20 protein-coding genes are annotated in these 19,670 nt (G+C 65.0%); 8 read left to right on the plus strand and 12 right to left on the minus strand.

Annotation, left to right across the window (positions count from 1 at the left end; all coding sequences use genetic code 11):
* Positions 1-41: 41 nt before the first annotated feature.
* The 7 genes from cheW to flhD form a co-directional block, all read right to left on the minus strand.
* Positions 42-575, minus strand: a complete 534-nt coding sequence (gene cheW, locus FAZ98_RS13675) for a chemotaxis protein CheW (RefSeq protein ID WP_158951693.1) — start codon at positions 573-575, stop codon at positions 42-44.
* A 57-nt stretch (positions 576-632) separates the two neighbouring features.
* Complete coding sequence (gene cheA / locus FAZ98_RS13680; RefSeq protein WP_158951694.1) at positions 633-2,918, minus strand: chemotaxis protein CheA; 2,286 nt, start codon at positions 2,916-2,918, stop codon at positions 633-635.
* A gap of 55 nt (positions 2,919-2,973) precedes the next feature.
* Positions 2,974-3,348: a response regulator gene (locus FAZ98_RS13685; RefSeq protein WP_158951695.1), complete on the minus strand. Its 375-nt coding sequence runs from the start codon at positions 3,346-3,348 to the stop codon at positions 2,974-2,976.
* Between the two features lie 13 nt (positions 3,349-3,361).
* Positions 3,362-4,444: a flagellar motor protein MotB gene (motB, locus tag FAZ98_RS13690; protein WP_158951696.1), complete on the minus strand. Its 1,083-nt coding sequence runs from the start codon at positions 4,442-4,444 to the stop codon at positions 3,362-3,364.
* Positions 4,445-4,465: 21 nt separating this feature from the next.
* Complete coding sequence (gene motA / locus FAZ98_RS13695; RefSeq protein ID WP_158951697.1) at positions 4,466-5,326, minus strand: flagellar motor stator protein MotA; 861 nt, start codon at positions 5,324-5,326, stop codon at positions 4,466-4,468.
* Positions 5,327-5,754: 428 nt separating this feature from the next.
* Positions 5,755-6,456 carry a flagellar transcriptional regulator FlhC gene (gene flhC / locus FAZ98_RS13700; protein WP_158951698.1) on the minus strand — a complete coding sequence of 234 codons (702 nt, stop codon included), beginning with the start codon at positions 6,454-6,456 and terminating at the stop codon, positions 5,755-5,757.
* 204 nt (positions 6,457-6,660) lie between these two features.
* A complete protein-coding gene (flhD, locus tag FAZ98_RS13705; RefSeq protein ID WP_233272621.1) occupies positions 6,661-6,978 on the minus strand; it encodes a flagellar transcriptional regulator FlhD in 318 nt (105 codons plus the stop codon).
* A 603-nt stretch (positions 6,979-7,581) separates the two neighbouring features.
* Between flhD and FAZ98_RS13710 the strand changes: the two genes are divergently transcribed.
* Positions 7,582-8,646: a glycosyltransferase family 4 protein gene (locus FAZ98_RS13710; RefSeq protein ID WP_158951699.1), complete on the plus strand. Its 1,065-nt coding sequence runs from the start codon at positions 7,582-7,584 to the stop codon at positions 8,644-8,646.
* 253 nt (positions 8,647-8,899) lie between these two features.
* Here the strand turns inward: FAZ98_RS13710 and FAZ98_RS13715 are convergent, their stop codons facing one another.
* Positions 8,900-9,196: an H-NS histone family protein gene (locus FAZ98_RS13715; protein ID WP_158951700.1), complete on the minus strand. Its 297-nt coding sequence runs from the start codon at positions 9,194-9,196 to the stop codon at positions 8,900-8,902.
* A 283-nt stretch (positions 9,197-9,479) separates the two neighbouring features.
* Between FAZ98_RS13715 and aqpZ the strand changes: the two genes are divergently transcribed.
* From aqpZ to FAZ98_RS13725, 3 genes are all read left to right on the plus strand, one after another.
* Positions 9,480-10,226: an aquaporin Z gene (gene aqpZ / locus FAZ98_RS13720; RefSeq protein WP_158951701.1), complete on the plus strand. Its 747-nt coding sequence runs from the start codon at positions 9,480-9,482 to the stop codon at positions 10,224-10,226.
* Between the two features lie 126 nt (positions 10,227-10,352).
* Positions 10,353-10,475, plus strand: coding sequence for a hypothetical protein (locus FAZ98_RS35940; protein ID WP_267904829.1), 123 nt, complete (start codon positions 10,353-10,355; stop codon positions 10,473-10,475).
* A 197-nt stretch (positions 10,476-10,672) separates the two neighbouring features.
* Entirely contained in the window at positions 10,673-11,410 is a 738-nt protein-coding gene (locus FAZ98_RS13725) for a histidine phosphatase family protein (RefSeq protein ID WP_233272622.1), read from the plus strand.
* 154 nt (positions 11,411-11,564) lie between these two features.
* Here the strand turns inward: FAZ98_RS13725 and FAZ98_RS13730 are convergent, their stop codons facing one another.
* The gene (locus tag FAZ98_RS13730; RefSeq protein WP_158951702.1) at positions 11,565-12,386 is read right to left on the minus strand and encodes a Cof-type HAD-IIB family hydrolase; all 822 of its coding nucleotides are present in this window, start codon (positions 12,384-12,386) and stop codon (positions 11,565-11,567) included.
* 151 nt (positions 12,387-12,537) lie between these two features.
* Positions 12,538-13,419 carry a BadF/BadG/BcrA/BcrD ATPase family protein gene (locus FAZ98_RS13735; RefSeq protein WP_158951703.1) on the minus strand — a complete coding sequence of 294 codons (882 nt, stop codon included), beginning with the start codon at positions 13,417-13,419 and terminating at the stop codon, positions 12,538-12,540.
* 170 nt (positions 13,420-13,589) lie between these two features.
* Here FAZ98_RS13735 and FAZ98_RS13740 point away from each other — a divergent pair, with 170 nt between their 5' ends.
* A complete protein-coding gene (locus FAZ98_RS13740) occupies positions 13,590-14,186 on the plus strand; it encodes a DNA-3-methyladenine glycosylase I (RefSeq protein WP_158951704.1) in 597 nt (198 codons plus the stop codon).
* Positions 14,187-14,458: 272 nt separating this feature from the next.
* On the opposite strand, the gene rpsU is transcribed toward FAZ98_RS13740, so the two are convergent.
* On the minus strand, positions 14,459-14,671 hold the full coding sequence (rpsU, locus tag FAZ98_RS13745; protein ID WP_006401410.1) for a 30S ribosomal protein S21: 213 nt from the start codon (positions 14,669-14,671) through the stop codon (positions 14,459-14,461).
* Positions 14,672-15,111: 440 nt separating this feature from the next.
* Positions 15,112-16,053 (minus strand): aldo/keto reductase, encoded by a 942-nt coding sequence (locus FAZ98_RS13750; protein WP_158951705.1) that lies wholly within the window; start codon positions 16,051-16,053, stop codon positions 15,112-15,114.
* Positions 16,054-16,388: 335 nt separating this feature from the next.
* Between FAZ98_RS13750 and FAZ98_RS13755 the strand changes: the two genes are divergently transcribed.
* From FAZ98_RS13755 to FAZ98_RS13765, 3 genes are all read left to right on the plus strand, one after another.
* Positions 16,389-17,612, plus strand: coding sequence for a flagellin (locus tag FAZ98_RS13755; RefSeq protein ID WP_158951706.1), 1,224 nt, complete (start codon positions 16,389-16,391; stop codon positions 17,610-17,612).
* Positions 17,613-17,753: 141 nt separating this feature from the next.
* On the plus strand, positions 17,754-19,325 hold the full coding sequence (gene fliD, locus FAZ98_RS13760; protein WP_158951707.1) for a flagellar filament capping protein FliD: 1,572 nt from the start codon (positions 17,754-17,756) through the stop codon (positions 19,323-19,325).
* A 28-nt stretch (positions 19,326-19,353) separates the two neighbouring features.
* Entirely contained in the window at positions 19,354-19,653 is a 300-nt protein-coding gene (locus FAZ98_RS13765) for a flagellar protein FliT (RefSeq protein ID WP_158951708.1), read from the plus strand.
* Positions 19,654-19,670 lie beyond the last annotated feature (17 nt).

A 19,670-nucleotide genomic window follows, 5' to 3' on the forward strand; every position in this document is an offset into this window, starting at 1 on the left:
CGCGCTGGCCTTTCGGCCCCCCGATTTTCTGTCGACGTCGATCAGACCAACGCGTCGATCAACGCCATTTCCCGGCTCGTCATCAGCTTTTCGATATCCATCAGGATGAGCATGCGGCCTTCCACGGTGCCGAGACCCGTCAGGTACTCGGTCGTGAGCGTCGCGCCGAATTCCGGCGCGGGCATGATCTGCTCCATTTGCAGCGTGAGCACGTCCGAGACGCCGTCCACCACCATGCCCACCACGCGATGCGCGACGTTGAGGATGATGACGACCGTCTGGTGGTCGTATTCGACGCGGCCCAGATGGAACTTGATGCGCATGTCGACGATCGGCACGATGATGCCGCGCAGGTTGATCACGCCCTTGATGAAGTCGGGCGCGTTCGCGATGCGCGTCACGCTGTCGTAGCCGCGGATTTCCTGCACCTTCAAAATGTCGATGCCGTACTCTTCCTTGCCCAGCGTGAAGACGAGGAATTCCTGACCGCCTGCGTCGGCCTGTTGCGCGTCGCGGCGTTGCGCGCCGGCAGCCGCGCCGTGCGCGCCGCCTTGAATCGAATGGACTTCTGCCACGTTAGCCCCTGAACAGTTGGGAAATGTTGAGTTGAGTGCGTGCGGTTTTCATGCGGATCACGCGAATTCGGCGAACGCACCCGAATTGGCGCTCGCGCCCACGCCATGGGCGTTGCGCGACTCGCGGTTGAGCGCGGCCACGTCGACGATCAGCGCGACGCTGCCGTCGCCCAGGATGGTCGCCGCCGAGATGCCGTGCACCTTGCGATAGTTGGTTTCGAGGTTCTTCACCACCACCTGCTGCTGGCCGACCAGTTCGTCGATCAGCATGGCGAAGCGGCGCCCCTCGGTTTCCATGATCGTGACGATGCCCTGCGTCGGGTCGGTGCGCGCACCGTCCACGTTGAACACCTGGTGCAGCGCCACGAGCGGCAGATATTCGCCGCGCACGCGCACCACGCGGTCGCCGTTGGTGACCGTGTAGATGTCTTCGTGGCGCGGTTGCAGCGACTCCATCACGAAGTTCAGCGGCAGGATGAAGATCTCGCTGCCCACCTTCACCGACATGCCGTCGAGAATCGCCAGCGTGAGCGGCAGCACGATGCGCGTGGTGCTGCCCTTGCCCGCGTGCGAGGTGATCTCCACGTGGCCGCCCATCGACTGGATGTTGCGCTTGACCACGTCCATGCCCACGCCGCGGCCCGAGACGTCCGTGACCTGTTCGGCGGTAGAGAAGCCCGGCAGGAAGATGAGGTTCCACACCTCGTCGTCGCTCATGCTGTCGCTGACCTGCATGCCCTGCTTGGCCGCCTTCGCGAGAATCTTGTCGCGGCGCAGACCCGCGCCGTCGTCGCTGACCTCGATCACGATGTTGCCGCCGTGATGCGCGGCCGAGAGCACGAGCTGACCCGTGGCGTCCTTGCCCGCGGCGCGGCGCGCTTCCACGGTTTCGATGCCGTGGTCGAGCGAGTTGCGCACGAGGTGGGTGAGCGGGTCGATGATGCGCTCGATGAGGCTCTTGTCGAGTTCGGTCGCCTGACCGAAGGTGACAAGCTCGACTTCCTTTCCGAGCTTGGCCGCGAGATCGCGCACGAGGCGCGGGAAGCGGCTGAAGACGTAATCCATCGGCATCATGCGGATCGACATCACCGCTTCCTGCAGATCGCGCGCGTTGCGCTCGAGCTGCGCCATGCCGTTGAAGAGGCGGTCGTGCAGCGCGGGATCGAACGTGCTGGACGTTTCCGCGAGCATGGCCTGGGTGATGACGAGTTCGCCCACCAGGTTGATAAGCTGGTCGACCTTTTCCACGCCCACGCGAATCGAGCTGCCTTCCGCCGAAGCGGCGGCGGCGGCCGGGCGTGCCTTGCGTTCGTGATCGTTCTGCGCGGCCGGTGCCGGCGCGGCGGCGACCGGCGGTTGCGGCAGGCCGGTGTGCGGGCCGACAGCGGGCGCGGCGGCGCTCGCCACGGGCGCGGCGGCCGGTGCCGGAGCCGCGGCCACGGGCGGCGGCGCCAACGCGGGCGCGGCGGCCGGTGCGGCATCGGCGCTTTCGGCCTCGCCCTGGGGCGCGGCGCCACGGCCGATCGTGATCTGGCTTTCGTCGATCACGAAGCAGCACACGGCGACGATGTCGTCCGAGGGCACGTCGGTTTCGAGCCACAGCGTGAGGTCGTCGCCGGTCTTCACCTGGCCGATGATGCGGCCGAGATTGCCCAGTTCCTCGACGAGCAGCTCCTGATCCTTGGCGTCCACGGCGCGCAGCGTGATGCGCAGATGCGGGCCTTCGTGGCTCGCCGCGGCCGCAGCCGTGTCCGCGCCGCCAGCCGCTTCCATCGCCTCGGTCACGACGTGCTCGGGCGCGCCGTTGGCCGCGCCGCCGAGCGTGCTGTACGCCTCGAAGGCGGCTTCGAGATCTTCCTCGGAGTCCGGTCCCGACGCGGCCACGGGCGCCGCCACCGCGACGGGCGGCGGGGCCACGGGGGCCGGAGCCGCCGCGGGCGCCAGCTCGCCGCGGCTTTCCGCGTAGAGATACTCGAGCTTGCCGCGCACGGCCGCGGCCGCTTCGGCGTCGGGCTCCGCGCTCGCGCGGTAGGCGGCGAGCTGATCCGAGAGCACGTCCTTGGTTTCGAGGAACGTGTCGATCATGTCCTTGCGCAGCACCAGCTCGTTGTTGCGAGCGCGGTCGAGCAGGGACTCGAGAATGTGCGTGGTTTCGGTGAGCGCCGTGAAGCCGAACGTCGCCGCGCCGCCCTTGATCGAGTGGGCCGCGCGGAAGATCGCCGCCAGATCCTCGGGATCGGGACGACCGACGTCCAGGTTCAGGAGCAGCTGCTCCATCTGCGCGAGCAGCTCGTCCGCCTCGTCGAAGAACGTCTGATAAAACTGAGTGATGTCGAGAGTCATTGCTCTTTCACCGCGATAAATACCGGTTTGCTTGTCAAAAACAGCGCGCCGCGCCTCATGGGTTGGCCTCGCCGAGCGTGCTCGCCAGATCGACGAGCAGTTCGGGGTCAACCGGTTTTTCGATCCAGCCGGTCGCGCCTGCGTCGCGTACGGCTGCCTTGAAGCCTTCGTCCGATTCCGTGGTGAGCACGAGGATCGGCGTTTCGAGGTACGACGGATTCGCCCGCAGCTGCTTGATCAGGTCGAGCCCGCCCATGCGCGGCATGTACAGGTCCGTGAGCACGAGATCGAAACGCTGCGAGAGCGCGTGCTCGAGGCCTTCGTCGCCGTCGCATGCGACCGTCACGTCGTAACCGGCCGAGCCGAGCGCCGCACGCAGGATCTCCCGCATGGACACCGAATCGTCGATCGCCAGAATGTGTCGAATCATCCGTTCCTCGTTGTCATTGCGCCGCGTGCGACGACCCGGCCGCGCCAACCGGCTGCATGCCCGTGAGCGACGGCGCCGCACCCAGCTTCGGGGCGATTTCCACCGGCGCCGGCGAGGCCTTGCCCGGAATCAGGTCCGGCGCGAGCGGCGGCAGGCTCTTGCCCGAACCGGCCGCGTCGTCGGACAGCGTGGTGGCCGTCGAGTCGTCGTGCGTCATGGCGTCCTCGGACTTCTTGTTGAGCACGATGATGCTGATGCGCCGGTTCTCGGGGTCGAGCGGATCGGCCTTGTTCAGGTTCTGCGTGGAGGCGAGGCCGAGCACGCGCAGCACCTTCGATTCGTCCATGCCGCCCGCGACCAGCTCGCGGCGCGAGGCGTTCGCGCGATCGGCGGACAGTTCCCAGTTGCTGTAGCCCTTCTCGCCGCCCGCGTACGGCACGGCGTCGGTGTGGCCTTGCACGACGATGCGGTTGGGCACGTCGTTGAGCGTCTTGCCGATCGCCTGCAGGATGTCGCGCATATACGGCTCGACCACGTCGCGCGCGGTGGCGAACATCGGGCGTTTCTGCGAGTCGACGATCTCGATGCGCAGGCCCTGCAACGTCGAGTCGATACGGATCTGCTGCTTGAACTGGCGCAGCGTCGGGTTCGCCTCGATCGCGGCCATCAGCTTCACCTGCAGGTCGTGCAGGCGCACCTGTTCCTTGCGTTCGAGCGAGCCTTGCAACTGCTTGTTGGCTTCGTCGTCGTCGTGCGTGGAGGTCTGGCGCTTCGAGCGCTCGTTCTGGCCGTCGCTGCGGCGCGTGACGCCCTGCTCGGTGGACGAGATGTCGCGGCCGCCGCCCTTGATGATGCTGGAGTCTTCCGCGCTGCGATCGCCGCCCCAGAGCGTGATCTTGAGCGGCTGGTTGAAGTAGTCGGCAATGCCGCGCAGCTGCACCGTCGAGGCCGACGACAGCAGCCACATCAGCAGGAAGAACGCCATCATCGCGGTCATGAAGTCCGCGTAGGCGAGCTTCCATGCGCCGCCGTGATGGCCGCCCTTCTTCGGTGCGGCGCGCTTGACGACGATCGCGCGGTCCTTGTTGTTGCTCATCGGTCGATCCTGGCTACGTGCTTATTTGGCCTTGACGCGGCGCACGTGCTCTTCGAGCTCGCCGAACGTCGGGCGCTCCGTCGAGAACAGCACCTTGCGGCCGAATTCCACGGCGATGGCGGGCGCGTAACCGTTCAGGCTCGCGAGGATCGTCACCTTGATGCACTGGAACATCTTGGTCGACTCGGTCACGCGCTGCTCGGCGAGCGAGGCGAGCGGGCCGATCAGACCGTACGAAAGCAGAATGCCGAGGAAGGTGCCGACCAGCGCCTGGGCGATCATCTCGCCGAGCACCGCGGGCGGCTTGTCGGCCGAAGCCATGGTGTGCACCACGCCCATCACCGCGGCCACGATACCGAACGCCGGCATGGCGTCGCCGACCTTCGAGAGCGCGTGCGCGGGCGCTTCGCCTTCGGAATGATGCGTCTCGATTTCCTCGTCCATGAGGCTCTCGATCTCGAAGGCGTTCATGTTGCCGCCCACCATGAGGCGCAGGTAGTCGGTCAGGAATTCGACGATGTGATGGTCGGCGAGGATCTTCGGGTATTGCGTGAAGATCGGGCTCTTTTGCGGATCGTCGATGTCGGCTTCGAGCGTCAGCGTGCCTTCCTTGCGCGCCTTCGCGAGCAGGACGTAGAGCAGCGCGAGCAGCTCCATGTACACGTCCTTGCTGTACTTCGAGCCTTTGAAGAGCGTCGGGATGACGCGCAGCGTCGCCTTGATCGTCTTCATGCCATTGCCGAGGATGAACGCGCCGAGGCCCGCCCCGGCGATCATCAGCACTTCGACCGGCTGCATGAGCGCGGCGAGATGGCCGCCCTCCATGGCATAGCCGCCGAAGACGCAAACGATCGTCACGAGTGTTCCAACGATAATCAGCACAGACGGGTCCTCACAGGAAAGAATGCGCCGCGAACCGCCGTCGGCCCGCGCCCTTAGCTGGGTTTACGGCAACGCGCGGGAAAACTTTGAGCGGGCGTGACGGGCGCCCGGGGCGGGGTTTGCCCGGAGACGCGCCGCGCCCGGCGGCGCGGCGCCGCGGGAAGGCGGAAATTCGGGGCACGGTCGCGGGTGCGCGCGGGTGCGGGCTCTGCCGCGTGGCGGCGGGCGGCGGCGGGTGCGGCACGCTGTCGCCGGTGCGTGTTCGCGTGCCTTCGGGCTCGCTTTGCGGCGTTCGGGGCGCTTTGGGCTATTGGCTTCGGCGGATCTTCGCGAACTGCGCGCGGGGTATCGGCGCGCGGTGCTTCGCGACGGCGCCCGCGGCGGCAGTCGCGGCGAGCTTCGAGCTTCAAGGCGAACCGCCCGCGCATTCACGCCGCCGCTTCTGTCGTGATCTCGGTCGTGATCCCCGTCGTGGCCTCCGGGATCGATTCCGGCATCGCTCCGGTCATGGCCCCGGTGATGGCTTCCCGCGCCGGCTCCGGCGCGAATTCCGCCGTGGCTGGCATCGTCCGGTCCGCCGCCTGCTCCGCCAGCGCCGCGCGGCGCGTGCGGCCCGCGCGCGAAGGCGGCTGGCACAAGCCGCACACGTAGCCGCGCTGCGGATCGTGCGCGTGCGCCACGAAGCGCCCGCCGCAGCGCACGCAGGGCGTCATCTGCAAGAGCCCGGACGAGAAATAGCGCACGAGCGTCCACGCGCGCGTGAGCGAGAGCACGGGCGCGTCGTCGAGCTGTCCCATGGCTTCCTGGAGGCGCCAATGCTCCAGATAGAGCCGGTAGCTTTTCACGAGCGCCTGCACGGGCTCGCAGTTCGCGGGACCGGTCATGAAGCAGTACGTGTTGTAGAACAGCGAGGAATGCACGTTGGGCTGCCACGTCATGAACCAGTCGGTCGAGAACGGCAGCATGCCCTTGGGCGGCGACTCGCCCTTCACTTCCTTGTAGAGCCGCACGAGCCGCTCGCGCGAGAGCGAGGTTTCCGCTTCCAGCAACTGGAGGCGCGCGCCCAGCTCGATCAGCTCGATCGCGAGCGCGATCTCCTTGACCTCCTGCACCACACTTCTGGTCGCCATGGGTTCGACGGATTCCGGTGCAATGTGTGCAAGGCGCGCGGCGGCGTACGCGTGGCGCGATGCGTGATGAATGGCACGCCGCGCCGCTCAGCGGCCGCGCGAGGCTGGAATGCGCGGCGCGCGGCGGCCCGAAACCCAGCCGGGCGCCCGCGCGCGGGTACTGCATGGACGAGGTGGGCCGCGAACGGCCCGCCCGTCTGCCGATCAGCCGATCTGCTCGACGTCCTGGCTCGCCATGAGGATGGCCGAGTGCGTCTGCGTGGCCTTGCCCTTGTCGGCGAGCGCGCTGAGGATCGTGTGATCGTCGAAACGGAACCGGCAGAGCAGCTGGTTCGATGCCGCCAGACGCACGGTCTGCGCGAACGACATGTTCGCGATCACTTCGGCCAGCTGCTCGGAGATGCCCATGCGGAACATGCCCGTCGGCCGGTCCTCGCGCAAAAGACGTTGCGCGAGCAACAGGTACGACAGGTTGACTTCCTTGATCTCACTGAGCATGTCGCTGTGTGCAGTCGCGCTCATGGATTCCCCCGAATCTAAATCTTCGCGGCTGGTCAGGCCGCTTGCGGAAAACGTTTGCTCGCTCGATCGCAGCCCAAAGGCGTCCGAACGGCTCGGTTATGGTCGTCATGCCATTTTGGACGGGGCGCGAACAATTGAAAATTGGTGGGACGCCGCGACGCGTTGCGAGAAAAACTTTCGCAAGCGTGTAGGAATTTTTCTGACAAGGAGGCGGGAAGAGAGGCGGGACGTGCTGTGCGCGAGCTGGCGCGCATCGCGGCATTTGTCTGGAGAATACCGGTTTTTTACGCGATGCGACAGGTCGTCGCAGGCTGAAAACAGCTCGCCAAGGGGTCGAAAGCGTTTGAAAACCACCCCCGGGCATAGCCCTTGCGTATGCCGCCCGCACCCCGCGTCACGGTTTGCAATAGCCTTTTACACCGGCTGTATCCCGCTGTAACAACATTAAGCGTTTGCAAAACCGCTCTGTTCGCAGCAGTGAAGTCGCCATAATCGGTCTCAGGGATAACCCGAAACCGCTGAAACCGCCGTATCCGCCGCAGTCGCCGCGCCATGTTGCTCATGTCGTCGCAATAAAGCGGCCTTTGCCAAGGAGATCATTCCATGCGAATCGCACAAATTGCGCCCCTCTATGAAGCCGTCCCGCCGAAGTTCTACGGCGGCACCGAGCGCGTCGTGTCCTACCTGACCGAAGCGTTGGTCGAACAAGGCCACGAGGTGACGCTGTTCGCCAGCGGCGATTCGGTCACCTCGGCAAATCTCGAAGCCGCGTGGCCGCGCGCGCTGCGTCTGGACCCGACCGTGCGCGACGCCCTCGCGCCGCACATCGTGCTGCTCGAACGCGTGCGCCAGATGGCGCACCAGTTCGACGTGCTGCACTTCCACCTCGACTACCTGCCGTTCCCGCTGTTTTCGCAGATGGACACGCCGTTCGTCACGACGCTGCATGGCCGTCTCGACCTGCCCGAACTGCAACCCGTGTTCGAGACGTTCCCGGACGCGCCGGTGATCTCGATTTCGGACTCGCAGCGCCAGCCGCTCGCGCAGGCCGCATGGCAGAACACCATCTATCACGGTCTGCCGAAGGATCTGCTCACGCCGCAAACCAGCAAGAAGCCCGAATATCTCGCGTTCCTCGGCCGCATCTGCCCGGAAAAGCGCGTGGATACGGCCATCCGCATCGCCGCGCTGTCGGGCCTGCCGCTGAAGATTGCCGCGAAGGTCGACAAAGTGGACCAGGAATACTTCAAGAGCGAAATCGAGCCGCTGCTCTCGTCGGCCAACGTCGAATTCATCGGCGAGATCAACGAAGCGCAGAAGCCGGAGTTCCTTTCGGGCGCGAAGGCGCTGCTGTTCCCGATCGACTGGTCGGAGCCGTTCGGCCTGGTCATGATCGAGGCGATGGCCTGCGGCACGCCGGTGATCGCGTTCAATCGCGGCTCGGTGCCGGAAGTGATCGATCCGGGCGTGACGGGCTTTATCTGCGAAGACGCGCAAGGCGCCGTGGCCGCGCTGCAGAATATCGACACGCTTTCGCGCGAAGCCATTCGCGCCCAGTTCGAGCGCCGTTTCACGTCGCACATCATGGCGCAGAATTATGTGGACACGTATCAGGCGTTGATCGATGCGGCACAGCGCCCGGTGCTGCGTCGCGTGGCGGCGGGCTGATTACCCCGTTGATGCCCGCGACCTTATCTCGAATGCACGGCCGTTCAACTTACGTCGAACTTTCGAGATAAATACTGAGGAATAGGCGATGTGAATCGTTTGCGTCGCTTCAGAAAAGCCAATACCACGCTTTTTTGCTGATTTTCCGAAGGGGTAAAAAAGAGCCGCATGGTTTCATGCGGCTCTTTTTACTGATATCTGCTAACGCTTCAATGCGGCCCGGCGGACTTTTAGCTCGCCGCGGCATGCCGGATCAGGCGATCTCGTAGCGCTCGCGATTCTTGCCCACGATCCACTTGGGCGGCTTGCCGCGCCCGCTCCACGTCGCGCCCGTTTTCGGATCCTGATACCGCGGCGGCAGCGGCGCCTTCTTCGGCGGACGCCCACGGCGCGCCGCTTCGGCAAAACCGAGATCCTGGGCCGAGAGCCCGTATTCGGCGATTTTCTCCTTGATCATGGCGATCACATCGGAAATTTCCGTGCGCCGCGCCTCGTCGGCTTGCGCCTGGAGACGTGCGATTTGCGCCTTGAGTTCTGAATACTGCGACATTGTTTCCCCCTCCCATGTCCGTGAAAACCGGTTCGATCGGAGATTAGACGTAAATAACGAAATTCGCAATCGCTATTAATACTGTTTTATAGCGCTATTTCAACAATTAACGATGGATTGCGCACAGTCGAATTCGGCCTACGTGTCATCGCAATAATGCGTGCTATTACGCCGGAATTGACAATCCTTGACAGCACTGCATTTCGCGACTGCCTAGAATCTGGCATTTCTGGTGCCCGTGCTTTACGCGGCGCCTTCAAATGGACTTTTCGAGGTGTCTGCAATGCATTTATCCAAACGACTCGCGGCCGAATGCTTCGGCACATTCTGGCTCGTCCTGGGCGGCTGCGGTAGCGCCGTGCTCGCGGCGAATTTCGCGGGCCCGGTTCACGGTCTCGGCATTGGTTTCGTGGGCGTGTCGCTCGCGTTCGGCCTGACCGTGCTCACCATGGCGTTCGCCATCGGCCATATTTCGGGCTGCCATCTGAATCCGGCGGTGAGCGTCGGCCTGACCGTGGCCGGCCGTTTTCCGGCGCGCGACCTCGCGCCGTACATCGTGGCCCAGGTCGTGGGCGCCGTTCTCGGCGCGTTCGTGCTCTCGCTCATCGCCACGGGCAAGCCGGGCTTCGATCTGGTCGCGAGCGGCTTCGCCACCAACGGCTACGGCGAGCAGTCGCCGGGCCACTATTCACTGGGCGCGGCGTTCGTGTGCGAAGTCGTCATGACCGCGTTCTTCCTGTTCGTGATCCTCGGCGCCACCGACAAGCGCGCGCCCGCGGGCTTCGCGCCCATCGCGATCGGCCTGTGCCTTGCGCTCATCCACCTGATCTCGATTCCCGTCACCAACACCTCGGTCAACCCGGCTCGCTCGACCGGCCCGGCGCTGTTCGTGGGCGGCGAAGCCATCTCGCAACTGTGGCTGTTCTGGCTCGCACCGATCCTGGGCGCCGTGATCGCGGGCATCGTGTACCCGGCGGTGGCGGGGCGCCGCGAAGCCGTCGCCGCCGTGACGGTGCGCGAAACGGCGTGATCGCTGGCCTCGCGTTGACCTCGCGGCCGCGCGATTCGCGTCTGTTATTAAACGCGATGCGGTTTCCACGAGGCCGCTGCGGTTCGAGGTGAGGCACAGCGATTCTTGCAGGATCATGGCGATTCGATGAATCGGCAAAGCGGGCGCTTCGGCGCCCGTTTCGTTTTGGCGATGGCGATGGCGATGGCGATGGCGATGGCGATGGCGATGGCGATGGCGATGGCGATGGCGATGGCATTTTATTTTTGACGATCGCGTGGGGTTTCCGCGCTCTTGTCTAGTTTCCGCAATCGCGTTTGGCCTCGCGTCGCGCACCGTTCGCCACCTTGTCCGCCCATCCCGGGCGCTCGCGCACGCGCTGCTAGAATCGATCGATCCGCCTCGCGCAGTGGCGCCCGGCGGCGCATCCCTGTCTTTTTTCCCGCTCCTTCTCATCGGCAACGATCATGCGCTCACGACTTTCGCCGACTTCTCCCGCTCGCGCGCTGCTGACGCTTGCGTTCTGCGTGGGCGCGCTCGTCGCCGGCTTCGGCGCGATGCCCGCGCAGGCCGCCGATGCCGACGCCAATGCCAAGATCACTACCCGTGCGACTTCCGCCGGGCAGGTCGCCGCGCCGCCATCGCGCGACGTCGAAACGCTGGTGTTCGTACGGCACGGTGAAAAACCGCCCGAAGGACTCGGTCAGCTCAACTGCAAGGGCCTCAATCGCGCGCTCGCGCTGCCGGCCGTGATCGCCGCGAAGTACGGCAAACCGGCGGCGATCTACGCGCCCGACCCGGGCGAGCAGAAGAAGGACAACGGCCACGCGTACTATTACGTGCGACCGCTGGCCACGGTCGAGCCCACCGCCATTCAGTTCGGCATGCCGGTCGAAACGCCTTACGGTCAATCACAGATCGACTCGCTCGAAAGCACGCTCGTCGATAAAAAATGGCGCGGGCGGGCGGTGCTGATCGCGTGGGAGCATCGCGAGATCGAGCGCTTCGTGCGGCGTCTTGTCGCCGCGCACGGCGGCAACGCGGCCGACGTGCCGCGCTGGGAGAGCGCCGATTTCGACAGCGTCTACGTCGTGCGCATCGACTGGAGCGGCGAGACGCCGGTCGCGCGTTTCGCGCACGAGCGCGAAGGACTCGACGGCCGCGCCGACGATTGCCCGTGCGCACAGCTGCCTGCCACCCAGTGACGGGTTGCGCGACCGGTGCGCGCGGTGCGCCTCGCGCTTGAGGTTGAATTTCAGGCGCATGCGCGCGGCAACCGACGTTCCATGACTGCCCGCGAGGCACCCGGCAGGCACCACGGCAAGCACGCGACGAGCGCGCGAAGCGCTCAGCTCACGCTCAAGAAGCCAGTTCGTCGTCGAGCGAAAACAGCTTGCGCAGATGGTGCGCGACGCCCGCCTCGAAGTTGTTGCCGATGCGCGGCACCGAGGGCAGCCGCTTGATGAGATCGGGATTGGCGTTGTTCATCATGAACGGAAAGCCCGCCGTTTCGAGCAGGTCGATGTCGTTCATGTTGTCGCCGAATGCCACGCAATCCGACGCTGCGAGACCCAGGCGCTCGAGCACGACACGCAGCGCGCGCCCCTTCGAGACGCCGGCCACCATGACTTCGAGGCAGTCGGGCAGGGAATAGGTAACGTAGAGCGCGTCGCCGAACTCGCGCGCGAGATTCTTCGCGACGAATGCGAGGTCGGCCGGATCACCGATATACAGCGCCTTCGCGATGCCCGCATCGGCATAGTCGCGCAACGTCACGACGCGGTACTGAAAGCCCGAATCCTGGTGATAGGCGAGCAATTCGGGCGCATGACGGTCGATGAGCCAGGCGTCGTCGGTGTAGATGCTCACGATCACGCGGCCATGCTCGCCGACCGTTTCGGGCGCGACGAGCCGCTCGACCACGGGCGCGGCCAGATTGCTCGCGTGGATCTGCGTGTCGTCGGGCGCGTGCACGCGCGCGCCGTTCGCGGTAATCAGATAGGGGCGAATGCCGAGCACGTCGCGAATGCCGGCCACGTCGCAATAATGGCGGCCCGTGGCGATGATGAAGGGCAAACCGCGCGCTTCGAGCGCGTTGAGCGTGGCAACCGTGAACGGATCGACCTGATGGTCGCTGTTGAGCAGCGTTCCGTCGAGATCGGTTGCAATGACCTTATACATGGGACTCTTTAGCGGCTGGCGAGAAACCAGTCATCCTAGCATCGACGCGCCTGTGCTGCCCTTGACGCAGCTTGAACGGAATCGCGCCGCGGCGCGCGAGCGAGTGAGGATCACCTGCGCCATGCGCGGCACTCGCGCAGCTTGCGCCTTCTCAACCGCCCAGCCGCGCCGCTTCCTGCTGCGCGAGCCGTAGCGCGCCGCTCGTGGAGTCGGCGAGCGGCGCCCGCAACCGCTCGCGCTGCGCCTGCGGAATCCATTCGCGCAGGGGCTGGCCAAGGCCGCCCGCGAGCGCGACCGGCAACGTGGCGAGCGGATCCAGCGCCTCGATGAACTGGCCGATGGCGAAACCGGCCTCGGCGAGCAGCTTCGCGACGAACGGATGCTCGCGATGCGCCAGCACAACGGGCGCCAGACTCGCGTAGCCCGTCTGGTTCGCCGCGCATTGCCAGACGATCAGGCTCTCGCGATCGTGCGCACCCACGTGCGCGAGCAGTGCCTGCGCGAATGCGTCCATTGTCACGCGGCCGTCCAGCGCCTGCTGCGCCCACACGATCGCGCGCAGGCCGAACCACGCGCCGCTCGCTTCGTCGCCCGAGGGAAAGCCGAAACCGCCCGCGATGCGGCATTCACCGGTTGCCGAGAGCGCCGCCGCGACGCTGCCCGTGCCGAGCGCGACCACCACGCCCGGCGCGCCGCCGTGCGCGCCCAGCAGCGAGGTGTAGACGTCGCTTTCCACTGCGAGGCCGGCCACGCCGGGCGCGGCGGCGAGAAACGGCTCCAGCCAGGCGGGATTGTTCACGCCCGCGAGGCCGCAGCCGAGCACGCATTGCGACCAGTCGAACGGTACGCCCGCTTCGGCGAACGCCGCGCGACAGCCGGCCTCGATCGACTGCCACGCGCGCTCGATGCCGAGGCCGAGCCCCGACGGCCCCGCCGTGGCGCGCGCCAGTTCGACGCCATTCACGTCGCCGAGCGCGACGCGCGTGCCGGTGCCGCCGCCGTCCACGCCCACCAACCAGGAGTATGTCTGCATGATGTTTGCCGCGCCTCGCGCGCCGAAAGAGAAGCCGAAAATCGTGTCGTGCCGCAGAGACTAACGGCTCGCCGGCGTTCGCACAATTAGCCGGATGGCCAGGGTGGCGGCGCGGGCGCGATCCGCTATTCTTGCGGGGCCTCATCGACGGCTCGCAAGGAGAATTCATCGTGACACACCGCTGCAACTGGGCGACGACCGAAGCGCTCGCGCATTACCACGACACCGAGTGGGGCGTGCCGTCGCGCGACGACCAGCACCTGTTCGAAATGCTCGTGCTCGAGGGCGCGCAGGCCGGTCTATCGTGGTCCACCATTCTCAACAAGCGCGAGGGCTACCGGCGCGCGTTCGCCGGTTTCGAGATCGACAAGGTCGCGCGCTTCACGCCGAAGCATGTCGAAAAGCTGGTGGAGGACGCGTCCATCGTGCGCAATCGCGCCAAGATCGAATCGGCCATCGTCAACGCGCGCGTGGTGCAGCAAATCCAGGCGGAACATGGCTCGCTCGCGAATTTCGTGTGGTCGTTCGTGAACGACACGCCCTTGCAGAGCGATCTCGCTTCGTATCGCGACGCGCCGGCGTCGACGGAAATTTCGGACGCGCTCAGCAAGGCGCTCAAGAAGTATGGCTGCAAGTTCGTCGGCACAACCATCTGCTACGCGTTCATGCAGGCCGTGGGCATGGTCAACGACCACGAGCGCGACTGCATGTGCCGCGCCGCATGCGCGAAGCTCGGCAAGCATCCTCGCAAAACACGAGGCGCGTAACGCTGCGCGGGACTCGCGCGGTGCGTGTGGTGCATGTGGCGCGTGTGCCATTACGCGCGCGATTCTTGTGCCGATTCATCGCCGATTCGCCTCGGTTTCGGCGATCTATTCAAGCGGCATAACGGCCAAAATGCGCGGGAAGCATCGGCGAAACCACCCCGTGTACACCCGCGAGCACCCGCCTCGAAGCGAGCGAGCCCCAAAACACAAACGGCGGCGCAGCTTCTTTCGAAGCATGCGCCGCCGTTTGGCGGAACCTTGGCGAAGCGCTCTTAGTGGAGCTTCTTCGGCAGCATCTGGCTGCGCAGGCGCTTGTGCAGGCGCTTCACAGCCGCTGCCTTCTTGCGCTTACGAACAGCCGTCGGCTTTTCGTACGATTGGCGCTCACGCAGTTCGGCGATCAGGCCGTTCTTTTCGATTGCGCGGCGGAAGCGGCGGATAGCCACTTCGAACGGCTCGTTTTCCTTCAGAAGAATCGTCGTCATGTATTACCTGATTCAATTTACGTTTCAATGGCGCGAGCGTTAATTCGCTCACGCACCGGCCCTCCGGTCGTTCGCCGCATTGGGGGCGTAACGAGAGGCAAGGCGGCCACGGAGGCCGGAAAAGAGAAGTAGGGGGTCCACAGCGGAACGCGACCAGGCTTACCTTGCAGCAACCACGCCTGACCGCCGGTTTGCGGCCGCCAACAGTAACGAACACGGCAACAAAACAGGCAAAGATCTCAATTCACTCTCAATGATATCAGGAAACGATTTGCCCGACCAGGGGTTTTTCGATGCCCGTCAATGACTTGCGCGGCGGGTGCGCGCCGGGTGCATAGCAGACCGAAGCAGTTGCGCTCCCAACCCCGCTGCGCGCCACGAAACGCGCATGCGCGCTCCGCGGCCCGGCCGCTCCGCGAACTCAGCGAGGTACGGCCGAATCAGGCGCTGGCGTCGTTGAGGGCCTGAACATCGGCGGGATCGAGCTTCAGGCGCACGGCGGCCGCGAGGCTTTCGAGCTGGTCGAGCGAGGTCGCGCTCGCGATCGGCGCGGTAATGCTCGGCCGCGCGATCAGCCACGCGAGCGCGACCGCCGCGAGCGTGCTGCCGTGACGCTCGGCCACGTAGTCGAGCGCCGCGAGAATCCGTATGCCGCGATGATCGAGATACTTCTCCACGCGCGAACCCCGCGCGCTCTTGCTCAAGTCCTCGCGCGAACGGTATTTGCCCGATAGAAAGCCGCTCGCAAGGCTGTAATAGGGCACGACCGCGAGCTTCTGCGCGAGCGCCACCGGTTCGATATCCGCCTCGTACTGGGCGCGGTCATACAGGTTGTATTCCGGCTGGATGATCTGATACGCGGGCAGCCCGCTCTGCTTCGCAACGGCCAGCGCCGCTTCGATCCGCGCGCCCGTGTAGTTAGACGCGCCAATCACGCGCACCTTGCCCGCTTCGATCAGCTTCTGATACGCGCCCAGCGTTTCCTCGAACGGCACGCTCGCGTCGTCTTCGTGCGAGAAATAGACGTCGATGTGATCGGTTTGGAGGCGGCGCAGCGAATCTTCCACGGCAGCCGTGATGTTCGCCGCCGACAGCCCGCGCCGCCGCGCATCTTTCGCGACCTTCGTTGCGATCACCACCTTGTCGCGCTTGCCGCTCTTCGCGAGCCATTTGCCGATGATCGTCTCCGACTCGCCGCCCTCGTTGCCGGGCACCCACGCCGAATAGACGTCGGCTGTATCGATGAAATTGAGGCCGGCGTCGGTGAAGGCGTCGAGGATCGAGAACGAAGTGGCTTCGTCCGCGGTCCAGCCGAAGACGTTGCCGCCGAACATGAGCGGGGCGACCTGCAAGGCGGAAGTGCCGATCCTGCGTTGTTCCATGATGACTCCAAAGTGGGGCGAGAGCGAACCAACGAGGATACGCCGCCTCGCCTACTGCTGCAGCGATCGTGGAAATTGCACTAAACCAGGCGGCGCACTTGCCGTAAACCCACTTGCAAGAGGGAAAAAGTGCGCAGTAACACGGCAGGAAGCCCGCGATGCGCAATCGATTTTTATGCGCATTGCAAAAGAGGTCTCGATTGTTTGCGCTTCTCCCTCAAGTTTTTTGCACCCCCGCCGTCAACCTTAACTGAGGCGGCCAGCAATGAACCAAGGCTTCCCGCCGAAGTTATTGTGGCTTGTAACGGGCTAATGCCCGACTAGGAGAAATTTCCATGCTCGGAATTAACAGCAACATCAACTCGCTGGTTGCACAGCAAAATCTGACCAGCTCGGGCAGCGCACTGTCGCAAGCCATTACGCGTCTGTCGTCGGGTAAGCGCATCAACAGCGCAGCCGACGATGCAGCAGGTCTCGCGATCTCGAACATCATGCAGACCCAGATCAACGGTCTGGATCAAGGCGTGTCGAACTCGAACGACGGCGTGTCGATGGTGCAAACCGCATCGAGCGGCCTGTCCTCGCTGACCAGCAGCCTGCAACGTATCCGTGAACTGGCAACGCAAGCCAGCAACGGCAGCATGACCGACGACGACCGCGCAGCGCTTCAGCAAGAAGTCTCGCAGCAAGTTTCGGAAATCAACCGTATCGCTTCGCAAACCACGTACAACGGCATGAACGTGCTGAACGGTTCGCTCGGTTCGGTGTCGTTCCAGGTTGGCGCGAACGTCGGTCAGACGATCACGCTGAACCTGTCGCAAAACATGTCGGCAGCCACGATCGGTTCGGGCGTGCCCCAAGCCGGCAACACGCTCGGTTCGTTCACGAACCTGTCGCTCGACTCGACCGGCGCGCTCAGCTCGGACGCCGACACGGCAGGCGGCGGCGGCGGTGCAGTCGCGATCACGACGATCAACGTGATCTCGGACGGCAGCGGCGGCTACTCGCTCACCGACCAGAACAACCAGGCACTGAAGGCAGCTGACCTCACGAGCTTCTCGGGCGTCACGATCACGGCAGACTCGAACGGCGACGCAACGGTTGTTGCCAGCGACGCAGCCAGCCTGGGTTCGAACTTCGCCAGCATGCTCGACACGACGATGGCAAACGCCAGCTCGGACGTCGGCTACAGCTCGACGACGGAAGATTCGGTCGGCTCGACGATCGACTCGCTGAACTCGGTTTCGACGGTTGCCAACATCGACATCAGCAGCGCAAGCGGCGCCAGCATGGCGATGGAATCGATCGACAACGCGCTGAACACGCTGAACAACCTGCAAGCCACGCTCGGCGCGGCACAGAACCGTTTCACGGCAATCGGCACCACGCAGCAGGCTCAGTCGACCGACCTCTCGACGGCACAATCGTCGATCCAGGACGCCGACTTCGCGCAAGAAACGGCTAACCTGTCGAAGGCGCAAGTGCTCCAGCAAGCCGGTATCTCGGTTCTGGCGCAAGCGAACTCGCAGCCGCAACAGATCCTCAAGCTCCTGCAGTAACAGGGTCTGTAGCCAGCGTCGCGCGCACCGTTGCATAATCCGATGCTCGCGACGCACACCAATCGGGAGGCTCGCCTCCCGATTGGCATTTTCCCGATCTGAACCGATTCATACGACATCGCCCAAGCACGGAGCCTGTCCATGTCCACCGTAAATTCGACAGCCAGCACGATCGCGAGCACCGTCGCGGCCACTACCGCGTCATCGAATGCCGCTCTGCAGGAAGCCGCCCAGTCGATCATCAGCGGCTCGACCGGCAACTCGTCGATGGACGTGAGCTCGCTCGTTTCCGCGCTTGTGAATGCGAAGATCGCCGGTCAGGCCGCGACCATTTCGGCGTCGCAGTCGACCGACAACACCCAGATTTCCGCGTACGGAACGCTCTCGGCAGCGCTTTCGGCGCTTCAGGCAGGTCTCACCTCCCTGTCCAACGGCACGACCGTCAACGCCTTCACGGCCACCACCAGCGGCACGGGCATCACCGCCACGGCAGCCAGCGGCGCGGTGGCCGGCACGTATTCGGTCGATGTCGCGCAGATCGCCAAGGCTCAGGTGCTCACGTCGAAGGGCTATGACGCGAACACCGCGCTCGCGAGCGGCTCGGCGACCATGACGCTCACCGTCAACGGCGCCAGCACGACGATCTCGCTGAACAGCTCGAACAGCACGGTCTCCGGCATTGCGGCCGCCATCAACGGTGCGAGCAACAACCCCGGCGTCACGGCCACCGTGGTGAACGGCGCGGACGGCGCCCACCTCGTGCTGCACGACACCACCACGGGTTCCACGAACGGCATCTCCGTGGGCATCGCCGACGCGAACACGGGCGACGCGCTCAACAACCTCGCCGTGACAACGAGCTCGGGTACGTCGCTCACCGGCAACGCGAGCGCGACCTCCGCGCAGCTCACGGCCAACCAGTCGTCGATCGACAACACGACGTACTGGACGCAATCCACGCCGGCGCAGGACGCCTACTTCACGATCGACGGCACGGGCGTGACCAGCGCGACCAACACCGTGACCTCGGCCTTGTCGGGCGTGACGCTGAACCTCACGGCCGCGGCCGTCGACACGACCGGCACCGCGCCGCAAACCGTGACGGTCGCCCAGGACACCAGCTCGCAGTCGAACGCGATCAACAGCTTCGTCACGCTGTACAACACGCTCGTCACGACAGTGGGCACGCTCACGTCGTTCAGCTCGACCTCGTCGTCGCAGGGCGTGCTGCTCGGCGACTCGACGTTGAACATGATCCAGAACCAGTTGTCGACGATCGTGGCGACCGGCGTGAAGAACGGCAACACGACCACCAGCCTGGCCGCGATCGGCATTACGCTGGGCGCCGACGGCACGCTTTCGGTGGACAGCACGACGCTCAACAACGCGCTGCAGAACAACCAGTCCACGGTCGCCACGCTGTTCAGCTCGACCAACGGCGTGGCCGCGCAGTTGAACACGAACATCACGAGCTATCTGTCCAGCTCGGGCGCGATCGCGACGCGCACGAACGCGCTCAATACGGATCTGACGAATCTCACGACGCAGCAGACCAACCTCACGGACTATCAGAGCCAACTCACCAGCATGTACACGGCGCAGTTCACGGCGCTCAACACGCTGATGGCGACGATGAACAACAACCAGCAGTATCTGACGCAGCTCTTCGGCGGCACCAGCAGCGCGGGCGCGCTGGCCACCAACAAGAGCTGACGCGAGTTAAGGAACAGGGGCGCGAGCCATGAACGCATCGACCCGCATGGAACACATCTGGCAACTCACGAAGGCCATCGAGCAGGCGGCCGCCGTGGGCGAATGGGAACGCGCCGCGCAGATCGCCGACGAGCGCTCGCCGCTCCTGATGGCGCTCGGCGCGCAGCAGCCGCCCGCCGTGCTCGCGCAGATTCGCGAGATTCTGGCGATTGACGCGCACATCGCCAAAGTCGCGCAAAACGCCCAGACGACGCTCGGCGTGGAGTACGAGGCCAGCATGCGCGCAACCCGCAACGTCAGCCAGTACCAGCGTATCGCGCAGTTCTGAGCCGGCCGCCACGCTGT

This window comes from Paraburkholderia acidisoli (assembly GCF_009789675.1).
GTDB lineage: Bacteria > Pseudomonadota > Gammaproteobacteria > Burkholderiales > Burkholderiaceae > Paraburkholderia > Paraburkholderia acidisoli.

Coding starts and splice junctions, on each gene's coding strand:
- FAZ98_RS13685 (WP_158951695.1), bottom strand. CDS start 3,348: ATGATTCGACACATTCTGGCGATCGACGATTCGGTGTCCATGCGGGAG.
- FAZ98_RS13715 (WP_158951700.1), bottom strand. CDS start 9,196: ATGTCGCAGTATTCAGAACTCAAGGCGCAAATCGCACGTCTCCAGGCG.
- FAZ98_RS35940 (WP_267904829.1), top strand. CDS start 10,353: ATGAATCGGCAAAGCGGGCGCTTCGGCGCCCGTTTCGTTTTGGCGATG.
- fliD (WP_158951707.1), top strand. CDS start 17,754: ATGTCCACCGTAAATTCGACAGCCAGCACGATCGCGAGCACCGTCGCG.
- flhC (WP_158951698.1), bottom strand. CDS start 6,456: ATGGCGACCAGAAGTGTGGTGCAGGAGGTCAAGGAGATCGCGCTCGCG.
- FAZ98_RS13730 (WP_158951702.1), bottom strand. CDS start 12,386: ATGTATAAGGTCATTGCAACCGATCTCGACGGAACGCTGCTCAACAGC.
- FAZ98_RS13725 (WP_233272622.1), top strand. CDS start 10,673: ATGCGCTCACGACTTTCGCCGACTTCTCCCGCTCGCGCGCTGCTGACG.
- FAZ98_RS13755 (WP_158951706.1), top strand. CDS start 16,389: ATGCTCGGAATTAACAGCAACATCAACTCGCTGGTTGCACAGCAAAAT.
- FAZ98_RS13710 (WP_158951699.1), top strand. CDS start 7,582: ATGCGAATCGCACAAATTGCGCCCCTCTATGAAGCCGTCCCGCCGAAG.
- aqpZ (WP_158951701.1), top strand. CDS start 9,480: ATGCATTTATCCAAACGACTCGCGGCCGAATGCTTCGGCACATTCTGG.
- flhD (WP_233272621.1), bottom strand. CDS start 6,978: ATGAGCGCGACTGCACACAGCGACATGCTCAGTGAGATCAAGGAAGTC.
- FAZ98_RS13735 (WP_158951703.1), bottom strand. CDS start 13,419: ATGCAGACATACTCCTGGTTGGTGGGCGTGGACGGCGGCGGCACCGGC.
- FAZ98_RS13765 (WP_158951708.1), top strand. CDS start 19,354: ATGAACGCATCGACCCGCATGGAACACATCTGGCAACTCACGAAGGCC.
- FAZ98_RS13750 (WP_158951705.1), bottom strand. CDS start 16,053: ATGGAACAACGCAGGATCGGCACTTCCGCCTTGCAGGTCGCCCCGCTC.
- motB (WP_158951696.1), bottom strand. CDS start 4,444: ATGAGCAACAACAAGGACCGCGCGATCGTCGTCAAGCGCGCCGCACCG.
- cheA (WP_158951694.1), bottom strand. CDS start 2,918: ATGACTCTCGACATCACTCAGTTTTATCAGACGTTCTTCGACGAGGCG.
- rpsU (WP_006401410.1), bottom strand. CDS start 14,671: ATGACGACGATTCTTCTGAAGGAAAACGAGCCGTTCGAAGTGGCTATC.